General features: G+C 61.8%; 19 protein-coding genes, 3 tRNA genes and 1 pseudogene. 12 read left to right on the top strand and 11 right to left on the bottom strand.

Annotation, left to right across the window (positions count from 1 at the left end):
* Positions 1-189: 189 nt before the first annotated feature.
* The 3 genes from NJT13_RS16275 to NJT13_RS16265 all read left to right on the top strand — a co-directional run bounded on the left by NJT13_RS16275 (position 190) and on the right by NJT13_RS16265 (position 2350).
* The gene (locus tag NJT13_RS16275; RefSeq protein WP_254522682.1) at positions 190-1119 is read left to right on the top strand and encodes a replication factor A; all 930 of its coding nucleotides are present in this window, start codon (positions 190-192) and stop codon (positions 1117-1119) included.
* A gap of 1 nt (position 1120) precedes the next feature.
* A complete protein-coding gene (locus NJT13_RS16270; protein ID WP_254522681.1) occupies positions 1121-1756 on the top strand; it encodes an RPA family protein in 636 nt (211 codons plus the stop codon).
* A 189-nt stretch (positions 1757-1945) separates the two neighbouring features.
* Positions 1946-2350: a DUF8146 domain-containing protein gene (locus NJT13_RS16265; RefSeq protein WP_254522680.1), complete on the top strand. Its 405-nt coding sequence runs from the start codon at positions 1946-1948 to the stop codon at positions 2348-2350.
* A gap of 42 nt (positions 2351-2392) precedes the next feature.
* On the opposite strand, the gene NJT13_RS16260 is transcribed toward NJT13_RS16265, so the two are convergent.
* Positions 2393-2848: a DUF5814 domain-containing protein gene (locus NJT13_RS16260; protein WP_254522679.1), complete on the bottom strand. Its 456-nt coding sequence runs from the start codon at positions 2846-2848 to the stop codon at positions 2393-2395.
* A gap of 209 nt (positions 2849-3057) precedes the next feature.
* Here NJT13_RS16260 and NJT13_RS16255 point away from each other — a divergent pair.
* Positions 3058-3129, top strand: a tRNA-His gene (locus NJT13_RS16255).
* Between the two features lie 191 nt (positions 3130-3320).
* Here the strand turns inward: NJT13_RS16255 and NJT13_RS16250 are convergent.
* Positions 3321-3953 (bottom strand): GAP family protein, encoded by a 633-nt coding sequence (locus NJT13_RS16250; protein WP_254522678.1) that lies wholly within the window; start codon positions 3951-3953, stop codon positions 3321-3323.
* A 272-nt stretch (positions 3954-4225) separates the two neighbouring features.
* Here NJT13_RS16250 and NJT13_RS16245 point away from each other — a divergent pair, with 272 nt between their 5' ends.
* Entirely contained in the window at positions 4226-4579 is a 354-nt protein-coding gene (locus NJT13_RS16245) for a hypothetical protein (RefSeq protein ID WP_254522677.1), read from the top strand.
* Positions 4580-4611: 32 nt separating this feature from the next.
* Here the strand turns inward: NJT13_RS16245 and NJT13_RS16240 are convergent, their stop codons facing one another.
* Positions 4612-5460 carry an alpha/beta fold hydrolase gene (locus NJT13_RS16240; protein ID WP_254522676.1) on the bottom strand — a complete coding sequence of 283 codons (849 nt, stop codon included), beginning with the start codon at positions 5458-5460 and terminating at the stop codon, positions 4612-4614.
* 180 nt (positions 5461-5640) lie between these two features.
* Between NJT13_RS16240 and NJT13_RS16235 the strand changes: the two genes are divergently transcribed.
* Positions 5641-6918: a DUF2238 domain-containing protein gene (locus tag NJT13_RS16235; RefSeq protein WP_254522675.1), complete on the top strand. Its 1278-nt coding sequence runs from the start codon at positions 5641-5643 to the stop codon at positions 6916-6918.
* Between the two features lie 81 nt (positions 6919-6999).
* Here NJT13_RS16235 and NJT13_RS16230 read toward each other — a convergent pair whose 3' ends face one another.
* The 3 genes from NJT13_RS16230 to NJT13_RS16220 form a co-directional block, all read right to left on the bottom strand.
* Positions 7000-7863: an aldo/keto reductase gene (locus tag NJT13_RS16230; RefSeq protein WP_254522674.1), complete on the bottom strand. Its 864-nt coding sequence runs from the start codon at positions 7861-7863 to the stop codon at positions 7000-7002.
* Between the two features lie 155 nt (positions 7864-8018).
* The gene (locus NJT13_RS16225; RefSeq protein WP_254522673.1) at positions 8019-8336 is read right to left on the bottom strand and encodes a hypothetical protein; all 318 of its coding nucleotides are present in this window, start codon (positions 8334-8336) and stop codon (positions 8019-8021) included.
* A 392-nt stretch (positions 8337-8728) separates the two neighbouring features.
* On the bottom strand, positions 8729-9403 hold the full coding sequence (locus tag NJT13_RS16220; RefSeq protein ID WP_254522672.1) for a cysteine dioxygenase family protein: 675 nt from the start codon (positions 9401-9403) through the stop codon (positions 8729-8731).
* Between the two features lie 396 nt (positions 9404-9799).
* Between NJT13_RS16220 and NJT13_RS16215 the strand changes: the two genes are divergently transcribed.
* Together NJT13_RS16215 and NJT13_RS16210 are read left to right on the top strand one after the other, a co-directional pair.
* Positions 9800-10501, top strand: a complete 702-nt coding sequence (locus NJT13_RS16215) for an AzlC family ABC transporter permease (RefSeq protein WP_254522671.1) — start codon at positions 9800-9802, stop codon at positions 10499-10501.
* A complete protein-coding gene (locus NJT13_RS16210; RefSeq protein WP_254522670.1) occupies positions 10498-10845 on the top strand; it encodes an AzlD domain-containing protein in 348 nt (115 codons plus the stop codon). Before NJT13_RS16215 ends, NJT13_RS16210 begins: the two co-directional genes overlap by 4 nt.
* Before the next feature lie 40 nt (positions 10846-10885).
* Here NJT13_RS16210 and NJT13_RS16205 read toward each other — a convergent pair.
* Both NJT13_RS16205 and NJT13_RS16200 read right to left on the bottom strand, forming a co-directional pair.
* Positions 10886-11122, bottom strand: a pseudogene (locus NJT13_RS16205) (ATP-binding protein); the annotation flags it as partial.
* A 78-nt stretch (positions 11123-11200) separates the two neighbouring features.
* Entirely contained in the window at positions 11201-11707 is a 507-nt protein-coding gene (locus NJT13_RS16200; protein ID WP_254522668.1) for a hypothetical protein, read from the bottom strand.
* Between the two features lie 453 nt (positions 11708-12160).
* On the opposite strand from NJT13_RS16200, the gene NJT13_RS16195 reads away from it, so the two are divergent.
* Positions 12161-13339: a hypothetical protein gene (locus NJT13_RS16195; protein ID WP_254522667.1), complete on the top strand. Its 1179-nt coding sequence runs from the start codon at positions 12161-12163 to the stop codon at positions 13337-13339.
* A 113-nt stretch (positions 13340-13452) separates the two neighbouring features.
* Here the strand turns inward: NJT13_RS16195 and NJT13_RS16190 are convergent, their stop codons facing one another.
* Together NJT13_RS16190 and NJT13_RS16185 are read right to left on the bottom strand one after the other, a co-directional pair.
* A complete protein-coding gene (locus tag NJT13_RS16190; RefSeq protein WP_254522666.1) occupies positions 13453-14304 on the bottom strand; it encodes an IS5 family transposase in 852 nt (283 codons plus the stop codon).
* Between the two features lie 596 nt (positions 14305-14900).
* Positions 14901-14974 (bottom strand) — tRNA-Phe (locus NJT13_RS16185).
* A gap of 264 nt (positions 14975-15238) precedes the next feature.
* Between NJT13_RS16185 and NJT13_RS16180 the strand changes: the two genes are divergently transcribed.
* Positions 15239-15685: a DUF7344 domain-containing protein gene (locus NJT13_RS16180; protein WP_254522665.1), complete on the top strand. Its 447-nt coding sequence runs from the start codon at positions 15239-15241 to the stop codon at positions 15683-15685.
* Positions 15686-15996: 311 nt separating this feature from the next.
* On the opposite strand, the gene NJT13_RS16175 is transcribed toward NJT13_RS16180, so the two are convergent.
* Positions 15997-16070, bottom strand: a tRNA-Val gene (locus NJT13_RS16175).
* Between the two features lie 62 nt (positions 16071-16132).
* Here NJT13_RS16175 and NJT13_RS16170 point away from each other — a divergent pair.
* Positions 16133-16801 (top strand): DUF192 domain-containing protein, encoded by a 669-nt coding sequence (locus NJT13_RS16170; protein WP_254522664.1) that lies wholly within the window; start codon positions 16133-16135, stop codon positions 16799-16801.
* Positions 16794-18731, top strand: a complete 1938-nt coding sequence (locus NJT13_RS16165) for an ABC transporter ATP-binding protein (protein ID WP_254522663.1) — start codon at positions 16794-16796, stop codon at positions 18729-18731. The genes NJT13_RS16170 and NJT13_RS16165 overlap by 8 nt, the downstream gene beginning before the upstream one ends.
* The last annotated feature ends 12 nt before the right edge of the window (positions 18732-18743 follow it).

The following is an 18743-nucleotide window of genomic DNA, read 5'->3' as shown; positions in this document are numbered from 1 at the left end:
ACGATCCAGCATCGAACCGCCGCTGGTTTCCGTCGACGGCGCGGACCGCCGGGACGAAACTCCCCCTCCACGCGGTCGTGCGGTTTCTTTCGCCGACCTTCACTTCCGCTCCGGTGGCGGTACTTTAAATACTATCGGGCGCGAACGGACGTGTGCCTCCCAGTGAAACCAAGGAGGAGGCGTGACACAATGAGCGACGTACGTCAACACGCGGACGACATACACGAGCAGTTTTCGGACCACCTCGACGTGAGCGTCGAGGACGTCGAAGAGCGCCTGACCACGCTCGTCGACGAGTACAAGGTCCCGATCGACGAGGCGCGACGGAGCGTCACGAACCACTACCTCGAGGAGGCCGGCCTCGAACGCGAGGACATCGCGAGCGGCGGCAGCGAAGCGGCCAACGTCGAGGACGTCGACGAACCCGAGGAGTGGATCGACCTGACGGCCAAAGTCATCGAACTCTGGGACCCCCGCAGCGACTCGGTCGCGCAGGTCGGTCTGCTCGGCGACCCGACGGGGACCATCAAATTCACCAAGTGGGCCAAGTCCGACCTTCCCGCACTCGAGGAGGGCGGCGTCTACGAGCTTCGAAACGTCGTTACCGACGAGTACCAGGGCCGGTACTCGGTCAAACTCAACTCGACGACCGTCATCGAGGAACTCGACGAGGACATAGAGGTCGGCGACGACACCAGCGAGATCGAGGGCGCGTTAGTCGACATGCAAAGCGGAAGCGGCCTGATCAAGCGCTGCCCGAAGGACGACTGTACGCGCGTCCTCCAGAACGGCCGCTGTAACGAACACGGCGAGGTCGAAGGTGAATTCGATCTCCGGATCAAGGCCGTCGTCGACGACGGCATCGACGCCCACGAGGTCATCTTCGACAAGGACGCCACCGAAGCACTGACCGGCCTGAGCCTCGAGGAGGCAAAGGAGATGGCGATGGACGCACTGGATACGACCGTCGTCGCCGACGAGATCGCAGACGACATCGTCGGCACCTATTACCGAATCGAGGGGCCGACGTTCGGTCGCTACGTCCTGGCCGACGACGTCGACGAACTCGACGGGCCGGCGGATGCGGAACAGTTGCTGATCAAAGCGAGGTCGATGTGACATGAGCCAGGCAGAACTCACCCGCGAAGTCGCCCGCCGCGTCTTCGCCTCGGAATTCAACGATTCGACGTACACCTTCAAAGAGAGCGACGACGAGCGCGCCCCCAATTACGCGCTGCTCCCGACGGGCGACCGCGCGAACCGCGTGTTCGTCGTCGGCACACTCACCGAGACCGAAGACGTCGGCGAGGACAGCGAGTACTGGCGCGGCCGGGTCGTCGACCCGACCGGCACGTTCTTCGTCTACGCCGGTCAGTACCAGCCCGAGGCCGCCTCCGTCCTGCGGGACACCGAACCGCCGGCGTACGTCTCCATCGTCGGCAAACCCCGCACCTACGAAACCGACGACGGCACCGTCAACGTCTCCCTGCGACCGGAGTCCATCTCGATCGTCGACGAGGATACCCGCGACCGATGGGTCGTCGAAACCGCCGAGCGAACACTCGACCGCATCGAAGCTTTCGCGGAGTGGGAACGCGAACAGGAGGCGCCCGAAAGCGCCTCGACCGCACCGACGAACGAGTACGCCCAGATGGCCCGCGAGCAGTACGACTCGCCCGTCGTCAACTATCGCAACGACGTGATCCAGGCGCTCGAGAGCCTCGAGACCGTCGACGATCGGGAAGCCACCGCCTGAATCGTCGACACACCGAATCCGTCGTTCGATTCGTCGTGTTTTTTCCGCACTGCGAACCGGCTATCCCACCGAATCGCCGCTGCAGACGCCAACGCCGTCGAGATTCCCCCGCGTCACTTTATTTCCGGCCGATACACCCTGTCCGTCTGACGAATGGTTAAGTGGCGTGAAAGAAGAGTATGGGTATCCATGGGGAACAAGAACAAGACCATCTCGTTTCGGGTCAACGAGGACGCCTTCGAGGCGCTCCAGGAGATCGCCGAAGAGCGCAACATCTCGCTCTCGGCGGTCTTCCGGGATTACGTCGACCAGTTAGTCGAACACGACGGGCAGGTCGAGGTCGTCCCCGAAGGAGACCTCGAGGCACGAGCCACCGATGGCGAGACGGACGTCTCGTTCCCACCGACCGTCGAAGTCCCAAAGCGGTTCATCCGCGAGCACGAGCGGTTGGAACTCGAGGCCGAACACCTCCGCGAACAACTCGACGAGTACAAAGGATACGTCAACGATCTGCAAGACCGACTCGAGGACGAGGAAGACGAGGTGTTGCTGCTCGACGAGTTGGACGACGAGGAATCGTATCAGTTACGGTAAACGCGACGCGTCGACTCGACGGCGGGTCGGTCGGAGACTCCCTCACCGAGCCAGATCCTGTTTCGCCTGCCGAATCTCGTCGTACTTCTCGTCCGCGCCGTCGACGCGAGCGAGCCCTTCTGCCGCCTCGAGCGTTCGGACGGCGTTGTCGAGAAACGATAGGACGTCGCCGGAGTACGCATAGACCATGTAGTCGTCGGTCATGACGTCGACGATGGCGTCCGGACCGAGCCCCTGGGCGCGTAACTCGAGGAGATACTCGATGAACTTCCGCTCCGGGCACCCGCAGTAGGGGTTGGTGTCACAGTCGCAATCGAGGAAGTCCTGTGCGAAATCGAGAACGCGATCGCGGGTCGCGTCGTCGAGTTTCTCGAGGCCGGATCCCTGAAAGAGGACGTCGAGCGTCGCGCCCTTGAACGCGCCCTTGGGGATGTTCGTCTCGAGTTGCGAACTGAGTTGGCGGTGGTTTTTGACGTAGATCTTGTCGGTGATAGCCACGCGTTGGCGGTTCTTGCGGCCGTGGGCCGAAAAACGTCCCGGTCGCGGTCCGGTAGGGTCGGAATCGCTGTCGGGGCCGATCGAGTCGGGACTGAGTCGCGGCGTGTCGTCGGGCCCAACCGAAATCGCGCGGTACGGAGTCGCACACCCCGAACCCGGAGTCGTAACGTATTTCAGGCCGACCGCGTGTAGGATAACTTGCAAGCGCGTCCGGGTTGGGGTAGTGGTTATCCTTCAGCCTTGTGGAGGCTGAGACGCGGGTTCGATTCTCGCACCCGGACTTTTTCGCGAGGAACGAAGTGACGAGCGGGAACGCCGGACGGCGAGATCGAACCACGCGAGACGAGTGTAACGAGTCTCGCAGTCGGGTTCGATTCTCGTATCTGGACCGCGATATCGCGCCCTCAGCGATGTGTCGCGACTCGAGAACCGATCGGATCGTCGGTCACACGCGTAGCGGTCGTCGGAGAGTTCACCCGAAGAGGTTCTGCAGCGTCATGACGACGAAGAGTGCGATCACCGCTTCGGAGATGAGCCACGAGTTGTCGTCCATCCAGTCGCGAATCCCCGGGAGCGCGGCTTCCGCTCGCTCGCCCAGCACCAACACACCGAGGGACGGAAGCGCCAGGATGAACAGCGTGAGGAGGATAAATCCGGTCGCGTCCGTGATCGGATCGCCGTTCGCCGCGAGGTAAGTGCCGACGCTCACCGAGGTGACGACGTCGGTCGGAAAGAATCCCAACAGGAGAAATCCCAGTCGAAACGAGAACCGCGGTGTCGCGGTGGTCAACTTCCCCATCCACTCCGGCGGCTCCGACACGGTCCGCTTTCTGTAGGTATCCACCGCCGCGTAGAGGAGCAAGACGAGGACGGCGACGTAGAGCAGTTGCCGGACGCTCGTCCCGAGGAGGGGGCCACGACCACTGAGTCGATTCCCGAGGAGGTACGCGACGGTGACGACGAGACTGATAGACAGGGACGCACCGACGACGTACGCTGTCGAGTTCGTCCGCCACTGTTCGCTCGTGGCGAGGAAAATCGGCGAGAGTATCTGTGGACCTGTAATCATCACCATGGCCAACGGGAGAACCTGCACGAGGCTCATATCTCACGCCCGCTACGAACCGATTCGGTCCGGCGATCTGAATCCCAATTCGTGTTCACATGATCGATTTTCGACATTCTCGTGGTACCCCTACCGAAAAACAGTAGGCTGTCGAACGGAATTAGTGTTGTCAAAGCAACAGAAGAAGGAACGTCCCGTTTTCGTACAGGTAGTTCGGTCGCCTTCGTCGTGTCGCTGACCGGTATCCTCGATGATACCGTCGAAAACGCCGACGAGCACCTTTTTATCGTGTCGGCCCGCCAGTATATGACATGACTGACGGACTGGATCCGACGGAGACGACCGACGGATCCATCGTCGTTCGACTCCTGGACGATCGCACGGGACGCGACGAGATCCGGTGTAACTCGTACGAACGAGCGATAGCGACCGTGAAGGATCGTCACCGCTCGGTCACGGTCGCGAAGATCGTGGATCGGGACGGGGACGTCGTCTTCACCTCCGCCGACATGGACATCGAAGTCTGGGAACGGGAGTGGCACCACGCGAAGCGCCGCCTGTCCGTCGACGCCGACGCCTACGAGTGCCCGTACGACAGCGTCGGGTGTTTCGCCGACGACCTGTGCGTGCAGTGTGAGATGGACGCGCTCCAGAATCGACACTGAACACGGGCCCCGTCGCTGATTCGACCGTGCGGTTACGTCGATTCTTCGACGAACGACGTCACTCGGTCGACGAAATACGCCGGCCGTTCCTCGGGGATCCAGTGGCCGGCGCGGTCGACGACCTCGCCGTCGACGTCGGTCGCGACGGCGTTCATATCCCTGATCGGCAGTTCGCCGAACGAGGCGACGCCACCGAGGGCGAGAACCGGCATCTCGAGGGGATCTTCGGCGTGTTCCCGGTTATGTTCGGCGTCGGCGTCGTACGCGCGATAGTACTCGAAGCCGCCGCGAAGGCCGCCGGGTGCGGCGTAACACCGGACGTACTCGTCGCGAGCGTCGTCGCTAATCGCGGACGGGTCGTAGGCACCTTCCCGGTAGAACCACGAGAGATACAGCCGCTCCCGTCCGGCGACGAGCTGTTCCGGGAGGTCCCGAACGCTGTGGAATCGCGTGTGCCAGAGTTTACGTTTCTCGTCCTCGTGAACCCCCGGGAGCCCGGCCTCGAGAACGGCGAGTGCTCGGACTTCGTCGCGGTACTGCGCGGCGTACGCGTAGGCCGTCGGCATTCCCCAGTCGTGGCCGACGAGCGCGATCGGCTCGCCGCCGAATCCGAGGTGGTGGACCAACTCCCTGACGTCCGTCGCGACGGTGTCCTTGTCGTAGCCCGAGACGGGCGTCTCGGAGTCGCCCAGTCCCCGCAGATCTGGCGCGATGACGGTGTACTGCTCGGCGAGGTCCGGAATCACGTGACGCCACTCGTACCACGTCTGGGGCCACCCGTGCAGCAGGACGAGCGGCGGTCCCTCCCCGGCGACGACGTAGTGCAGTTTGACGCCGTTGACGCGGGCCAATCCGTGTTCGAGGTCGTTAATTGCGACCATACCTCATTATTGAAGCAGCGATCTATCAGTCTTCGGTAACTCGGACGGGAGCGGTAGCGCCACCGGTCGAACGCGGCGGGGGAATTTGGATCCGGCCACGCCTCTCGCGAAGGCGATCCACGTTTCACGCCACGATATCCAGGCACGCTCGTTTAGACGGTCAGGCCCGTATTTCTGCGTATGCCGGACGCCCGACGTGGCGGACTGTTCGACGACCCGAAGCGAGACGCAACGATGGCCTGGCTCGTCACGGTCGTCCTCGCTGTATTCGCGATCCGATACGGACTCACGAACTCGTACCGGTGGTTCGCCTTTACCGCGTTCGCGGTCGTGATCGTGTTGCTCCCGGTCGCCGCGTTTCGGGACCCCCTTTCGATCCCGCCCTGGGACCTGGTCGTTCTCGTTCTCGTTCCAGTCGCCGACGCGGCGCTGTTCGGCGAGTCGGTCCTGACGGCGATCACCACGTACGTCGCCGTCGCCGCAATTTCGCTCATCGTCGCCGTCGAGATGGACCGGTTTACCGTAGTTCGAATGAATCACTCCTTCGCGGTCGTGTTCGTCGTTCTCATGACGCTCGCCGTCGCCGGCGGCTGGAACGTCGTCCAGTGGCTCGCAGACGTCGCCTTGGGAACCGACTACCTCCTGGACGGACGCTCCCAGGACGCGGCCAACCGGGCGCTGATGATCGAATTCGCCTATGCGGCGATCGCTGGTCTGCTCGCGGGGCTCCTCTTCGACCGGTCGTTCCGGTCGTACTCGGAGAGCGTCTCCGAGCAGCCGTCCCCGACCAACGAACCCGGACCGGATACGAACGCCGAACCGATACCCGCCCCGATCCGCGATCGGTTGGACGTCCCAGACGAGACCGTCAGACGGCTTTCGCGGGGGATACAGATCGCGCTCGCCGGCCTCCTGCTGTTCGGCCTCGTTCGCCGCGACCTGACGACCGTCGTCAACGCCGGCGTCGCGCTGGCGATCACGTTCCTCCCGGCCGTCCTCGAGCGAGACGCGAGACTACCGCTCGAGCCGGGGCTCGTATTCTGGCTCACTGCGGCCGTGTTCCTCCACGCGCTCGGCTCCGCCGGTGCCTACGCGCTCGTCGGCCAGTGGGATAGTCTGACCCACACGCTCTCCGCCTCGATCGTCGCGGCGGCGGGGTACGCGGTCGTTCGAGGAATCGACCTCCACACCGACGAGGTGTCCCTGCCGACGACGATGCTGTTCGCGTTCATCCTCGTGTTCGTCCTGGCCTTCGGCGTCCTCTGGGAACTCCTCGAGTTCGCCATCGACGAGAGTGCACGGCGACTCGGATTTCAGGCCGTCGTCGCCCAGTACGGTCTCAACGATACGATCGTCGACCTCCTGTTCGACGGCGCGGGCGCCGTCGTCGCCGCGATCTGGGGCGCGTTGTACCTCACCGACCTCTCCCGGCGGATCGCGAATCGACTCGAGCGGTAATCCGTCCGCTCGTCGCTGGTGCTCTCCTGAACGGGAGCGCGCGACAAACGGGCGAAACGGGCCCAAAACGCGATCGCGGAATCAGTCCGCCGCGTCGGTCAATCGCCGCACGTCGTCGTCGCCGAGCGACAGCCGTGACGCGGCGACGTTCGACTCGAGGTGCTCGGGATCGGACGTGCCCGGAATCGGGAGCACAACCGGCGACCGCTCGAGCAGCCACGCGAGCGCGACCTGTCGCCGCGTCGCGTCGTGGTCGGCCGCGATCTCGTCTACGAGGTCCGCGTGTTCCTCGAGATCGCCGCCGTTGATCGGCGCCCACGGGATGAAGCCGATGTCGTGTTCCTCGCAGTACTCGAGGGCCGCCGCGCTTCCGCGGTCGTTCAGGTTGTACCGGTTCTGGACGGTCGCGACCTCGACGTGTTCGCGCGCTCGTTCGATGAGGTCGACCGAGACGTTACTGAGTCCGACTTGCTCGACGACTCCCTCGTCTTTGAGTTCGGCGAAGGCCTGGACGGAGTCTTCGAACGGCGTCTTATCGTCGTCCGGACGGTGGAACTGATAGAGATCGATCGTGTCAGTCCGAAGTCGGTCCAGCGATGTGAGGACCTGATTCCGGATGTAATCGGGGTTGCCGTGGGCGATCCAGTCGCCCTCGCGGTTGCGCAACAGCCCGGCTTTCGTCGCCACGAGGACGTCGTCGGGATCGCCGATCGCCTCGCCGATGAGCCGCTCGCTGACGGCCGGACCGTACGAGTCGGCCGTGTCGATGAAGTCGACTCCGCAATCGACCGCGTGCCTGACGACCTCGCGCGCGGTTTCCTCGTCCTCGGGCGAACCGATGATGTCGTCGCCACAGAGTCGCATCGCACCGAACCCGAGTCGATGAACGGTCGTCTCGCCGATGTCGAACGTATCGCTCTCGTTGGTGATCGCGTCGTTGCTCACGACTGGCACAACTCACAGCAGACTGATAACCGTTGGGCGTTCAGCCGCCGACGCGGACTGACCGAGTGCCGGGCGATCGCGCTCGGGTTCGCTATGACGTTCGACGTCGTCCGCGCGACGGCACCGATCCGACGGTCGTCCGAACGGCTCATCGTTCACCCATCGGTGATGAACGAGTTCCGCAGCGGCGGGTAACTCACGATCGTCGAGAGCCGAAGTGTGTACGCGAGCAGAAACGCAAGCGGGGCGAATGCCACCCCGCACAGCAGACTGAATCCGGCGAGATGCGCCGGCACGGAAGCCGATAACTCGAGCGAGCCATCGTAGACGAGATCGCGACGGACGAACTGGCGACCGCCGCGACGATGTTGGCCCACGTTGGCCCACATCAGGACGCGCGTCCGTCCGAGCGCCGTCAGCGTCGCCCCGTTCGGCCCCATCACGTTTCCGAGGAAGAACGCGACGGCGAGCAATCGGAGCGCGTCCGCGCCGACAGCGTACTCGGCGCCGAAGACGGCCGCGAGAACGAGCGGGTAAACGCTCCTCGGCCCGCGAGCATCAACACCATTCCGGTAACCGTTCCGGAGACGACCACCGCCGCGCCGCCTGCGACGCTGAACAGTGGGTCGACACGTTCTCCGTCCTCCTGTCCGTCACTACCCCACCTTCTCCCCCTCGGCGACGAATACGTTATGGACCCGATTACCGGTCTACGGAGACCTCCACGCGTTCGCCCGCTGGGGCACACAGCGGGTCACGGAATAGAGTGCGGCCCGAGGAGGGGACACGGAGCCGGCGGTCCGGACACGGAGCCGGCGGTCCGAAGAGAAAGACGGCGAGAATCGTGGCGCAACGCCGTCGTCACTCAGTGGTGGTGACTGTGCGTGTGGCCGTGATCTTCCGGCGGCGACAGCGGCCGCTCGCACCGGACGTTCGAGTAATGCGACTGAAACAGTTCCACGAACTCCTCGTCGGGATCGAACTGGTGGCGCTGGATGCATCCCACGTCCGCCCCGAGCAAGTGCACGCTCACGCTCGGCACGTCGGACGACGTCTCTACCTGGTGAATATCGTTGTTTGGGGGAACGATTTCGTAAAAATCGCCGCGCTCCATCTCTTCGGTCCGGAGGTGCTCGAGGTCGGCGTGGCCGATGTGGTTGTCCGCGTCGTCCGTCCGCCGGTAGAACTCCTCCGTCTGGGTCCCCGAGTAGATTCCGACGAGCCCCCAGGCGAGGTGGTCGTGAACCGGCGTCTCGACGCCCGGCGGAAGTGCGAGCGTAAACAGCGTGAGCTTCTCCGGTCTGCGGTACAGAAGCCACTGGGCGATGTCACGCCCCATCTCGCCTTTGTCGTCGTACCCATCGGGGACGAGTCCGTCGTACGGTTCGGGAAGCCAGTCGTCGTCGGTCAACAGATCCTGGAAGGGATCGTGGAGCGCCTCCAGGAGATCCGGAATCTCCTCGTGCGTGTTTGCAGCGTCGTCTACCGTGTCGATGAACGACTGAAGGCGATCGTTTTCGAGGTACCATTCTTCGGTCATGGCACCCCGTTTCTCCCCGACTGACTTAACTTTCCCCCGGCTGCTATCACTCCTCCGGCGTCGTTCTGCTGTCACTTTCGCCTCGGACGGACGGCGACGGTCGGCACTCACACCCCTGTGACCGCTCCGTTCAGGTGGATTCGACCCGATCGGTGCGATGTTTGAGTGTCGACAGTACTCGAGTCGGTCGACGATCGTCTCGCACCGGACAGATGCGGCCGAAGGCACTGCAGGCGCTCTCGACCGTTGTCGCCGGCGGACCGGCCGTCCGCTCGCACGGGTTCCGAACTGCGAACCGCCCTCGAGATCGGACGAATCGACGACGCCGGGACGCGACGGCCCGCTCGACGTCGGTGAATCGGTACGGTTTCACGTTCTCACCCAAGAGAGCGGTACATGACGCTTCGTGAGCGACTCCATCCCGATTTGGTCGCCGGCATCCGCGCAGCAGGACCGATCGTCATCGGAATTATCCCCTTTGCGCTCGTTACCGGGATCACCGCTATCGGTGCGGGGTTGACGGTCGCGGAAGCGGTCGGGATGTCGGTCATCGTTTTTGCGGGCGCCTCCCAACTAGCCGCGATCGACCTCATCGGTTCGAACGCGTCGTTTATCGTCGTCGTTGGGACGGCGGTCGTGATCAATATCCGAATGATCATGTATTCGGCGTCGATCGCGCCGTATTTTCAACCGTTTTCCCTCCGCATCCGCGGGCTGGCCGCCTACGTGCTGACCGACCAGGCGTACGCGATGTCCGTGGCCGAGTACGAAACGAACGACCAACGGCACCGGCTCTGGTACTACGTCGGAATCGCTGCGACGCTGTGGGTCGTCTGGCAAATCGGGACGGTCGTCGGGGCAGTCCTCGGAGCGAGTGTCCCCGACTCGCTCGGGCTCGACTTCGCGCTGCCGCTGGTGTTCATCGCGTTGCTCGTGCCGGCAATGAAAGACGCTGGGACGACGACTGCCGGCGTTGTCGCCGGGATCGCCGCGCTCGGTGTTGCGTCAGTCGGCGTGCCGCTCAATTTCGATCTACCGATCGCGGCGGTGATCGGAATCCTCTCCGGGGTGGCCGTCGACGCGTGGAGGAACGTATGACGGAGTGGTCACACGGTGGTATCTGGGCCGCGATAGCGGGCATCGGTATCTGTACGTACGCGATCCGGCTCTCGTTCATCTATCTGTTCGGACGGATCGACTCGGTCCCGCCGCGCATCCGCCACGTACTCCGATACGTCCCCGCGGCCGTCCTCGCTGCGCTCGTCGTCCCGTCGGTCGTGACGGTTCAGCCGACGGTCGGCGAAACGTTGCTCGACGACCGCCTGATCGCAGGGACGATCGCTACGCTGGTGGCGTGGCGCACCGGGGACATTTTCTACACGATCGTCGTCGGCATGAGCGCGTTGTGGGTGATACGGTTCGGGCCGTCGCTGATCGGGTGACCCGGCTTCTCAGTCACGCTGTATGTCGTCCACGAGTGAAGAGTGGAAACGTTTCGTTGGCAATGTCGACGAAATTCGCACGCTGTACGTCCGGCGTCCTCTCGGTCGCCTGCCAGTAGGTAGCATCCTGACAGCCGTGGACCGCTTCGCGGACGAGCGCGCTTTTACCGAGTCGTCGACGTCCGTAGACGACTACCAGTTCGGCGTTGTCGTTCTCGAACCGCGATTCCAGCAGGTCGTGTTCGTCGTCGCGGTCGACAAAACGCGGAGGGACCATATCAATCGTTCCGCTCCGACGGAATTCGAGGTCCCTACTCAACTCGAACCTGTCCCGTTATTCGGGGCCCGAAACTGGTTAGCACTCCTCGTCGTCGGTCACGGTCAGCGTCCCGGTTTCGGTTTCGTCGTTCGCGGTGATGGTCCACTCGTGGCCACCGGGACCGAGATCCCGGCTCATGACGCCGAAGTGGGCGGTATCCGTCTCGCCAGGCTCCAGTTCGATTGGCGAAGCGGACAATAGAGGTTCGTTAAACTGACCGATCTTGAATCTCCCCTCGACCGTGACGGATTCGTCACCGGAGTTTGTCACCTCGATGTCGAAGTCGGCGGCGTCCTCGCTCGGATCGGCGACCTCTTTGTATGGGACCGACTCAGGTGCCGACACCGAGAGTTCGAGACCGCCCTCCCTCTCGACATCATCATCGTTAGATTCACCCGCCCCACTCGAAGCGAGTCCAAGTCCGCTCGAAAGCGTTACACCTGTCACGAGGACCGTTCGGCGATGCCAGCTTGACATACCACCGTCAACTCTGATAGACACCTTCACTATCAAGTTATTATGAATTGGTTGTGCTGAATACAATTTCCACGCGATAAAATTATAATAACACTTGGGTTCAAGAACATCTTCCCAGACTCGTTTGTCAAGTCACATAGCTTGACCAGGAGAGACAAAGGAAGTGATTACGTCAGTAAACACTACGTGACAACGAGGCGAATCCGTGGCCTTGTTGAAACCCTCGCCCGGTGATAGATTTCATCAGCTGTGCGAGAGATACAGCGCTTCTCAGTCGAGATGGGAGAGCGAGAGTCCCATCCGAACCACTCAATTGACGATGGAATTGTCAAACTCATATTGCCAACGTATAGATACTGAATAACAAATAATCAGCCTGGTTTGGGTTAGAGGTGAGGGACGGACGACACGCCGGTCTCAAATTTGCTCAGTGCCTGCCCACATTCGTGAACTCAGCCACATCGGCGCTCAACCTGAGCAATGGGGAAAATAATGCTCGTAATTACGATACTCGTAATCGTGACGCTGCTCGCACTGGGCCTAGTGCTCTATTCGAGCCGGGTCCAGGAATCGAGGCGCTACCAAGCCATGGTCGTCCCGCTGGCCAACATCATGGACATCGGGTTCGTCGCGATGACGCCGATTATCGTGCACATCACCGGACTTGGTTCGGCCCTGATGATGCTCGGCCTCTGCGCGCTGGGCTACGCGATGGGCTGGGTCATGCGCCTCAACATCGAGCGATTCGAGCCGATGTCCGGCGAAAAAGGTCTCCTGAGCAGTATCTCGAACGTTGCCAAGTGGTCGTTGATTGTCGCCTCGCTCGTGAACGTCGCCTATTACCTGCAACTGATGGGTGAAGCCATCGTCTTCCCCTTCGACCTCGGAACCGCCGAAGCCGCCACGGTCGTAACAACAATCGCGGTCGGATCGCTGATCGGCCTCGGTGTGGTCGGCTTCTTCTTCGGGCTGGAAAAGCTCAATCAGTTGGGCGATCGGACGACCGCGTTCAACCTCGCGGCCATCACGGCAATCATCGTCGGATTTCTCGGATACAACGTCGTCGTGGCCCTTCAGGGGAACTGGTCGCTCCCCGACTACAACCCGCCACTCACCACGAGGGGCACCCGCCAGATTCTCGGGTTCTTCGCACTCGTCCAGGGCTTCGAGGCGTCCCGGTACCTCGGCGGTGAGTTCAGCGCAGCGCGACGAATCCGGACGATGCGGCTCGCGCAAATCATTGCCACGGTCGCATTCGTGCTCTTCCCGGCGTCAGCCCTCCTCCTCTTCGCGCAGGTTCGCCCACAGCCGACCCCGGCCGCGGTCCTTACGATCGGCCAGGTGGCAAGCCCCGTGCTCCCTTGGCTCACTCTGCTCCTGGCGGTTGGAAGCCAGTCGTCTGCCTCCATCAACGCTATTTCCTCGCGCTCCGATGTCTTGGAAGAAGTCACCGACGAGCGCCTCCCACGCGCCTATACCTTCCCACTGCTCGCTGTGGGCGCCATTGGGGTCGTGTTGGTCACCGACGTGCTCACGGCCGTCGCAGCGGCCTCACGGGTCTTCGCGGTGTTCTTCGCGATACAGTGTCTGATCGCACTGATCCTAGCCGTCCGCGACAAGCAGTGGGTACAGACCGTGGGCATCACCCTGGTCGGCCTAGCGATGGTGAGCATCGCGATCTTCGGCATCTCTTCTTGAGCTATGTCTGTTTCCGCCGAACCCACGGCTCGGGGTGCTGAAGAGACGCGTCGTGTTGGCGACCTCGTTTGACAGATTCATTCTCTATATTCAGCAGCCTGTTCCTCTCAGAGCTACGGACAATCAAACTGCCCGTGAGAAACATCGAGTCCTCGTTCGAGGTTGTGAACGACACACTTGATGACGAGTTCGCGGAACTGCTTCCACCAGAGGCGTGACCGCACGAATGCACCGAATTTCTGTTTAATCCCCGCGTTGACCGTCTCGTTCATGTTTCGGCGATGGTAGAGGTCGCTGTCCAGCCGTGCATTCCACGCTTTGTGGAGTGAGGTGAACTCACGATGCTTGATGAGTGGTCGAATGTCGTGTTCACGGGCGAGCCGCCGGAGCTTCTGGTCGTCGTATCCCTTGTCACCGGTCAAAACCGCGATGGACTGTGCGTTCCGTTTCACTACCTGTGGCGCAATCTGCGTATCGTGTTTTCGCGTTGTCGTTACGTGGATATCGAGCACAGCGTTGGTCGCTGTATCGACCAACAGCGTTGTCTTCAACTGCTGGATAGTGAGATTCGTTCGCTTCGTGTAGTGAGTTGAGGCATGAGCGCGCTCGAATCCGGACGCATCGATGCCGGTGACACCGTTCAGCGGCAAGTCCGCGAGCGAGACGTTCAGTAACACTCGCCAGACGGCCATCTCTAGGCGCTCGAAGGCTTTGCAGAGTGTCGAGGGTGCGGGAATTGAATCAAGATTGAGGGCCTCGCGGATGCGTGGCATCTCAATGAGTTCATCAACGAGATCGCGGTACGTAGTCGTCTTCTTCACCTTCAGACAGAGCAGGACGACGTGTTGCCGGAGCGTGAACCGCTTCCGCGAATAGCGAGTCGAAAAACGTGCAACAGCACGGCGAGCCACCACCATAGCCCGTTCAACGAATCGAAGGAGTCGTGACTTCGGGAGAGCGTCCATCTTCCCTCCAACTATCCACCAACCATGTTTGTCGGAAAGGGTTTCAACAAGGCCGAATCCGTCGAACCTGTCGAGATGATGAAGGGGATTCGGTTGCTATCTGCCCCTCGCTACTCTCTGCCGCGCTTAGTGGATCCTCGAAACGAGAGGGTTAGAGAGAAAGTCGATTGGTAGAGGCGTCATTGTAGATTGCAGCGTCCTTTTCTCCAAGTCCGCCGAATTAGACAACGAGATGAAAATCGATCCTGATCCCACCGGGATGACGCGAGAGCGGTCTTCGATGGACGAGTCCCTGTGAGTTCCATTCTGTACGCTGAAATATAGGCCCCTCTCAAATCGAATCTAGCCTGAAGTGGTCGAAGGCGTCGGGGAACGAATGGAATGATGAGAATAACGATCAAGTCTCAGCCGGGAATCGCGGAGAAATCGACAGACGGCGCTACTAGCCTGTGAATTCGGACCGAGTAGAATCGGAATGCCGCCTCCCGGATTTGAACCGGAGGAAGACGGACGGCTCGCTACGCTCGCGGTTGCGACTTCCAGGGTTCAGAATCCGGTCGTGAGCATTGTCACTGCTCACTTCGTTCGCAGGAAAATGCCGCCTCCCGGATTTGAACCGGGGACAGCTCGATCTTCAGTCGAGTGCTCTCCCAGTCTGAGCTAAGGCGGCCTACTCCTCCCTCCGTCCATCGTATAAAAAAGGATTTCGAATTGGGGCCGACGACTCCGCCGTGGTACGGGACCGTCGTGGGTCGCTCCGATCGTTTCAATCTGTCTCTCGAACTGGATTACACGGCCTCGTGATTTCACGTAAGTTACTCGAAACAGGCGTTACACTGAGGATACGGTCACGCCTCCGCGCGATTATCGGCTGTCTGTTGGATTATCGGATATTCAAGACACTCTTTTCCGCCCTGGGGGGTAATATCGTGTTATGGAAGCACTTGCCTCGAGCCAGGCGGAGCAAGAACTCTCCGCCGACACCATCCTCGAGTTACTGGCAAATCGGCGGCGGCGCTACCTTCTGTACGCCTTGCGCGGGCGCGAAGATCCGATCGAACTCTCGACGTTGGCCGAAACGGTCGCGGGCTGGGAACACGACGTTCCGCCGGACGAGGTCGCGAAAAACGAGTACAAGAGCGTCTACGTCTCGTCCGTCCAGTGTCACGTCCCGAAACTCGACGATGCGGGCGTCGTCGACCACGACGAGGACAACCACACCGTCGTCCTCGCGGACAACTTCGATCAGCTCGAACCGTACCTCCGGATCGTCGTCAAAGACGAACCGGAGAATTCGACGCTCCACAGTGCCCTACAGACCGATTCGGGCGAGGGCCTGCTCGGTCAGATCCGAGAGAACGTCGCGCGTCTCAAGCAGTGACTACTCCCGGTCACGACAGGCTGACTCGAGGATAGTGGAGCATTGGTAGCGCCGGTCAGACTCGAGGTCTCGCGTTCGCTTCCACAAGCGGCGCCGTGTTTTTCGACGTGTGTGTGCGGCTCCGGCAGATGCCCTTTCTCGAAGCCTGTACGGTTGGGCTTCGATCGTCACGTGTGAGATTTGCCGAGTGAAAGTGGGCTCGAGCGGGTTCGAACCACGCCAAGACGTGCTCACTTCGGTGTGTGCGTCTCGTCTCGTTCGAACCCGCTCTCGCATACATTTCTGTGGCTCGCTATCGTTCGTCCCAGAAATGGGCTCGGGCGGGTTCGAACCACCGACCTCGGCCTTGTAAAGGCCGCGTCATGACCAACTAGACCACGAGCCCGCATTCGGGACGAGTGTCCCCGTCCGAATAACCTTTACCTTCTGGCGGTGGAGGTATCGTGCATGGTTTTCGAGCGCGGATGGAAAGCGCTTCTCGCGGTCGCGGTCATCTCGGTCGTCGGTATTGCCCTCGTGCAGGCGGGCTTCGTTTCGGGCCCCTGGAGTCCGGAGAACGGAGAGGCCCGCGTCGTCGACCCCGAATCCGATTCCGGCGATCCGAAAGCCGTCATCGACGTCGAGGTGGCAGATTCGCCACGAGAACGGCGTACCGGGCTAAGCGACCACGACTCTCTCGAGTCGGGCAACGGGATGTTATTCGTCTACGACAGCGAGCAAGAGCTGACGTACGTGATGCGAAAGATGGACTTTCCGATCGACATCATTTACATCGGCGCGGATCACGAAATCACGTCGATCCACCACGCCCGCGCGCCCGGCCCGAACGAGGACGGAAACGACATCGAGTATTCGGGGCGCGGGAAGTGGGTGCTCGAGGTCCCGCGAGGCTACACGAACGAGACGGGCATCGAAGTCGGCGACGAAGTCGAGATCGACCTCGAGTCGAACCAGACGATCATCGCCGGACAGGGAGCGAGCGCCGGAACGCTCGAGGGAGTCGCGTCGACGGCACGAAGCGACCCATCCCCGCAACCCGTCGCCGGTCGAGCAACGTATTTCGATTCGTCGGTAATTCTTATTGCTGGGGGTCCCCGAAGCCCGGTCAATGAGTAGCGCCGACTTGGACGAGGACGACCCGTTCGAGGAGCAGCGCGAGGAGGTCGAAAATCCGATGAAACGCCTGTTTTTCGAGTACGGATCCAACTATCTGGGCGCTGCGACGATCGGCGTGATCGCGAGCATTTTCGCCCGAATTCTCGATTTGCTGCCCGCCCTCATGCTCGGCGTCGCGATAGACGCCGTGATCCGCCAGGAGGTCGGGTACGTCGAGGCGTTCCCGATCGGTGGAAGTCTCGTCGCGCCGTCCGTTCCCGAGGGACGACTGGCCCAGTTCTGGTTGACGATCGGCATCATCGCGAGCGCCTTTCTCCTCTCGGCGATCTTTCACTGGACCCGAAACTGGGGTTTCAACACGTTCGCCCAGCACGTTCAACACGACGTCCGGACCGACACCTACGACGAGATGCAGCGGCTCAACATGGGATTTTTCGCCGACAAACAGACCGGCGAGATGATGTCGATCCTCTCGAACGACGTCAACCGACTCGAGAAGTTTCTCAACGACGGAATGAACTCCATGTTCCGGCTGGTCGTGATGGTCCTCGGGATCGGGGGACTGTTGGTGGCAATCAACTGGCAACTGGCGCTGATCGCGTTGCTGCCGGTGCCGCTGATCGCCGTCTTCACCTACCTCTTCATCCAGACTATCCAGCCCAAGTACGCCCAGGTGCGCTCGACCGTCGGCAAGGTCAACTCCCGACTCGAGAACAACCTGGGCGGCATTCAGGTCATCAAGTCCAGCACGACCGAAACCTACGAGTCGGATCGCGTCGAGGACGTCTCACAGGAATACCTCGACGCGAACTGGAGCGCGATCCGAACCAGGATCAAGTTCTTCCCCGGGTTGCGTGTCCTGGCGGGCATCGGCTTCGTCATCACCTTTCTCGTGGGCGGGCTCTGGGTCATCGATGGCCCGCCGGGCCCGTTCTCGGGAGAGTTAAGAACCGGGATGTTCGTCGTCTTCATCCTCTACACTCAGCGGTTCATCTGGCCGATGGCCCAGTTTGGCCAGATCATCAACATGTATCAGCGCGCTCGCGCCTCGAGCGCCCGCATCTTCGGACTGATGGACCAGCCAAACCGGGTCGACGAGGAGCCCGACGCTCCCGATCTCGAGGTAACGGAGGGCCGCGTCGCGTACGACGACGTCGCGTTCGGCTACGATGGGGACGAGACGATCATCGAGGGGATCGACGTCGCAGTCGAGGGCGGCGAAACGGTCGCGCTGGTCGGGCCCACCGGAGCCGGAAAATCGACGGTCCTCAAGCTACTCCTCCGGATGTACGACGTCGACGACGGGGCGATCCGCATCGACGGCCAGAATATCGAGGACGTCACGCTCCGGAGCCTCCGCGAGTCGCTGGGGTACGTCAGTCAGGACACCTTCCTCTTCTACGGGAGCGTCGCGGAGAATATCACGTACGGAACGTTCGACGCGGACCGCGAGGACGTCGTCGAGGCGGCCAAGATGGCCGAGGCGCACGAGTTCATCCAGAATCTGCCCGACGGGTACGACACCGAAGTCGGCGAGCGCGGCGTCAAACTGTCGGGCGGGCAGCGCCAGCGGATCTCGATCGCCCGCGCGATTCTCAGAGACCCCGACATCCTCCTGCTCGACGAGGCGACCAGCGACGTCGACACCGAGACGGAGATGCTGATCCAGCGCTCGATCGACGACCTCGCCGCTGATCGAACCACGTTCGCCATCGCGCACCGGCTTTCGACGATCAAGGACGCGGATCACATCCTCGTCCTCGAGGGTGGCGAGATCGCCGAACGCGGGTCTCACGAGGACCTGCTCGCAAACGACGGCCTCTACTCCCACCTCTGGGGCGTACAGGCCGGCGAGATCGACGAGTTGCCCCAGGAGTTCATCGAGCGCGCCCAGCGTCGACAGGCGCGCACGGAGGTCGGTGACGACTGACTGGGAGCGACC

The sequence above is a fragment of the Natrinema caseinilyticum genome (assembly GCF_024227435.1).
GTDB lineage: Archaea > Halobacteriota > Halobacteria > Halobacteriales > Natrialbaceae > Natrinema > Natrinema caseinilyticum.
Note: the sequence above shows the minus strand (reverse complement) of the source record. Positions and strands in the feature narration are given on the sequence as shown.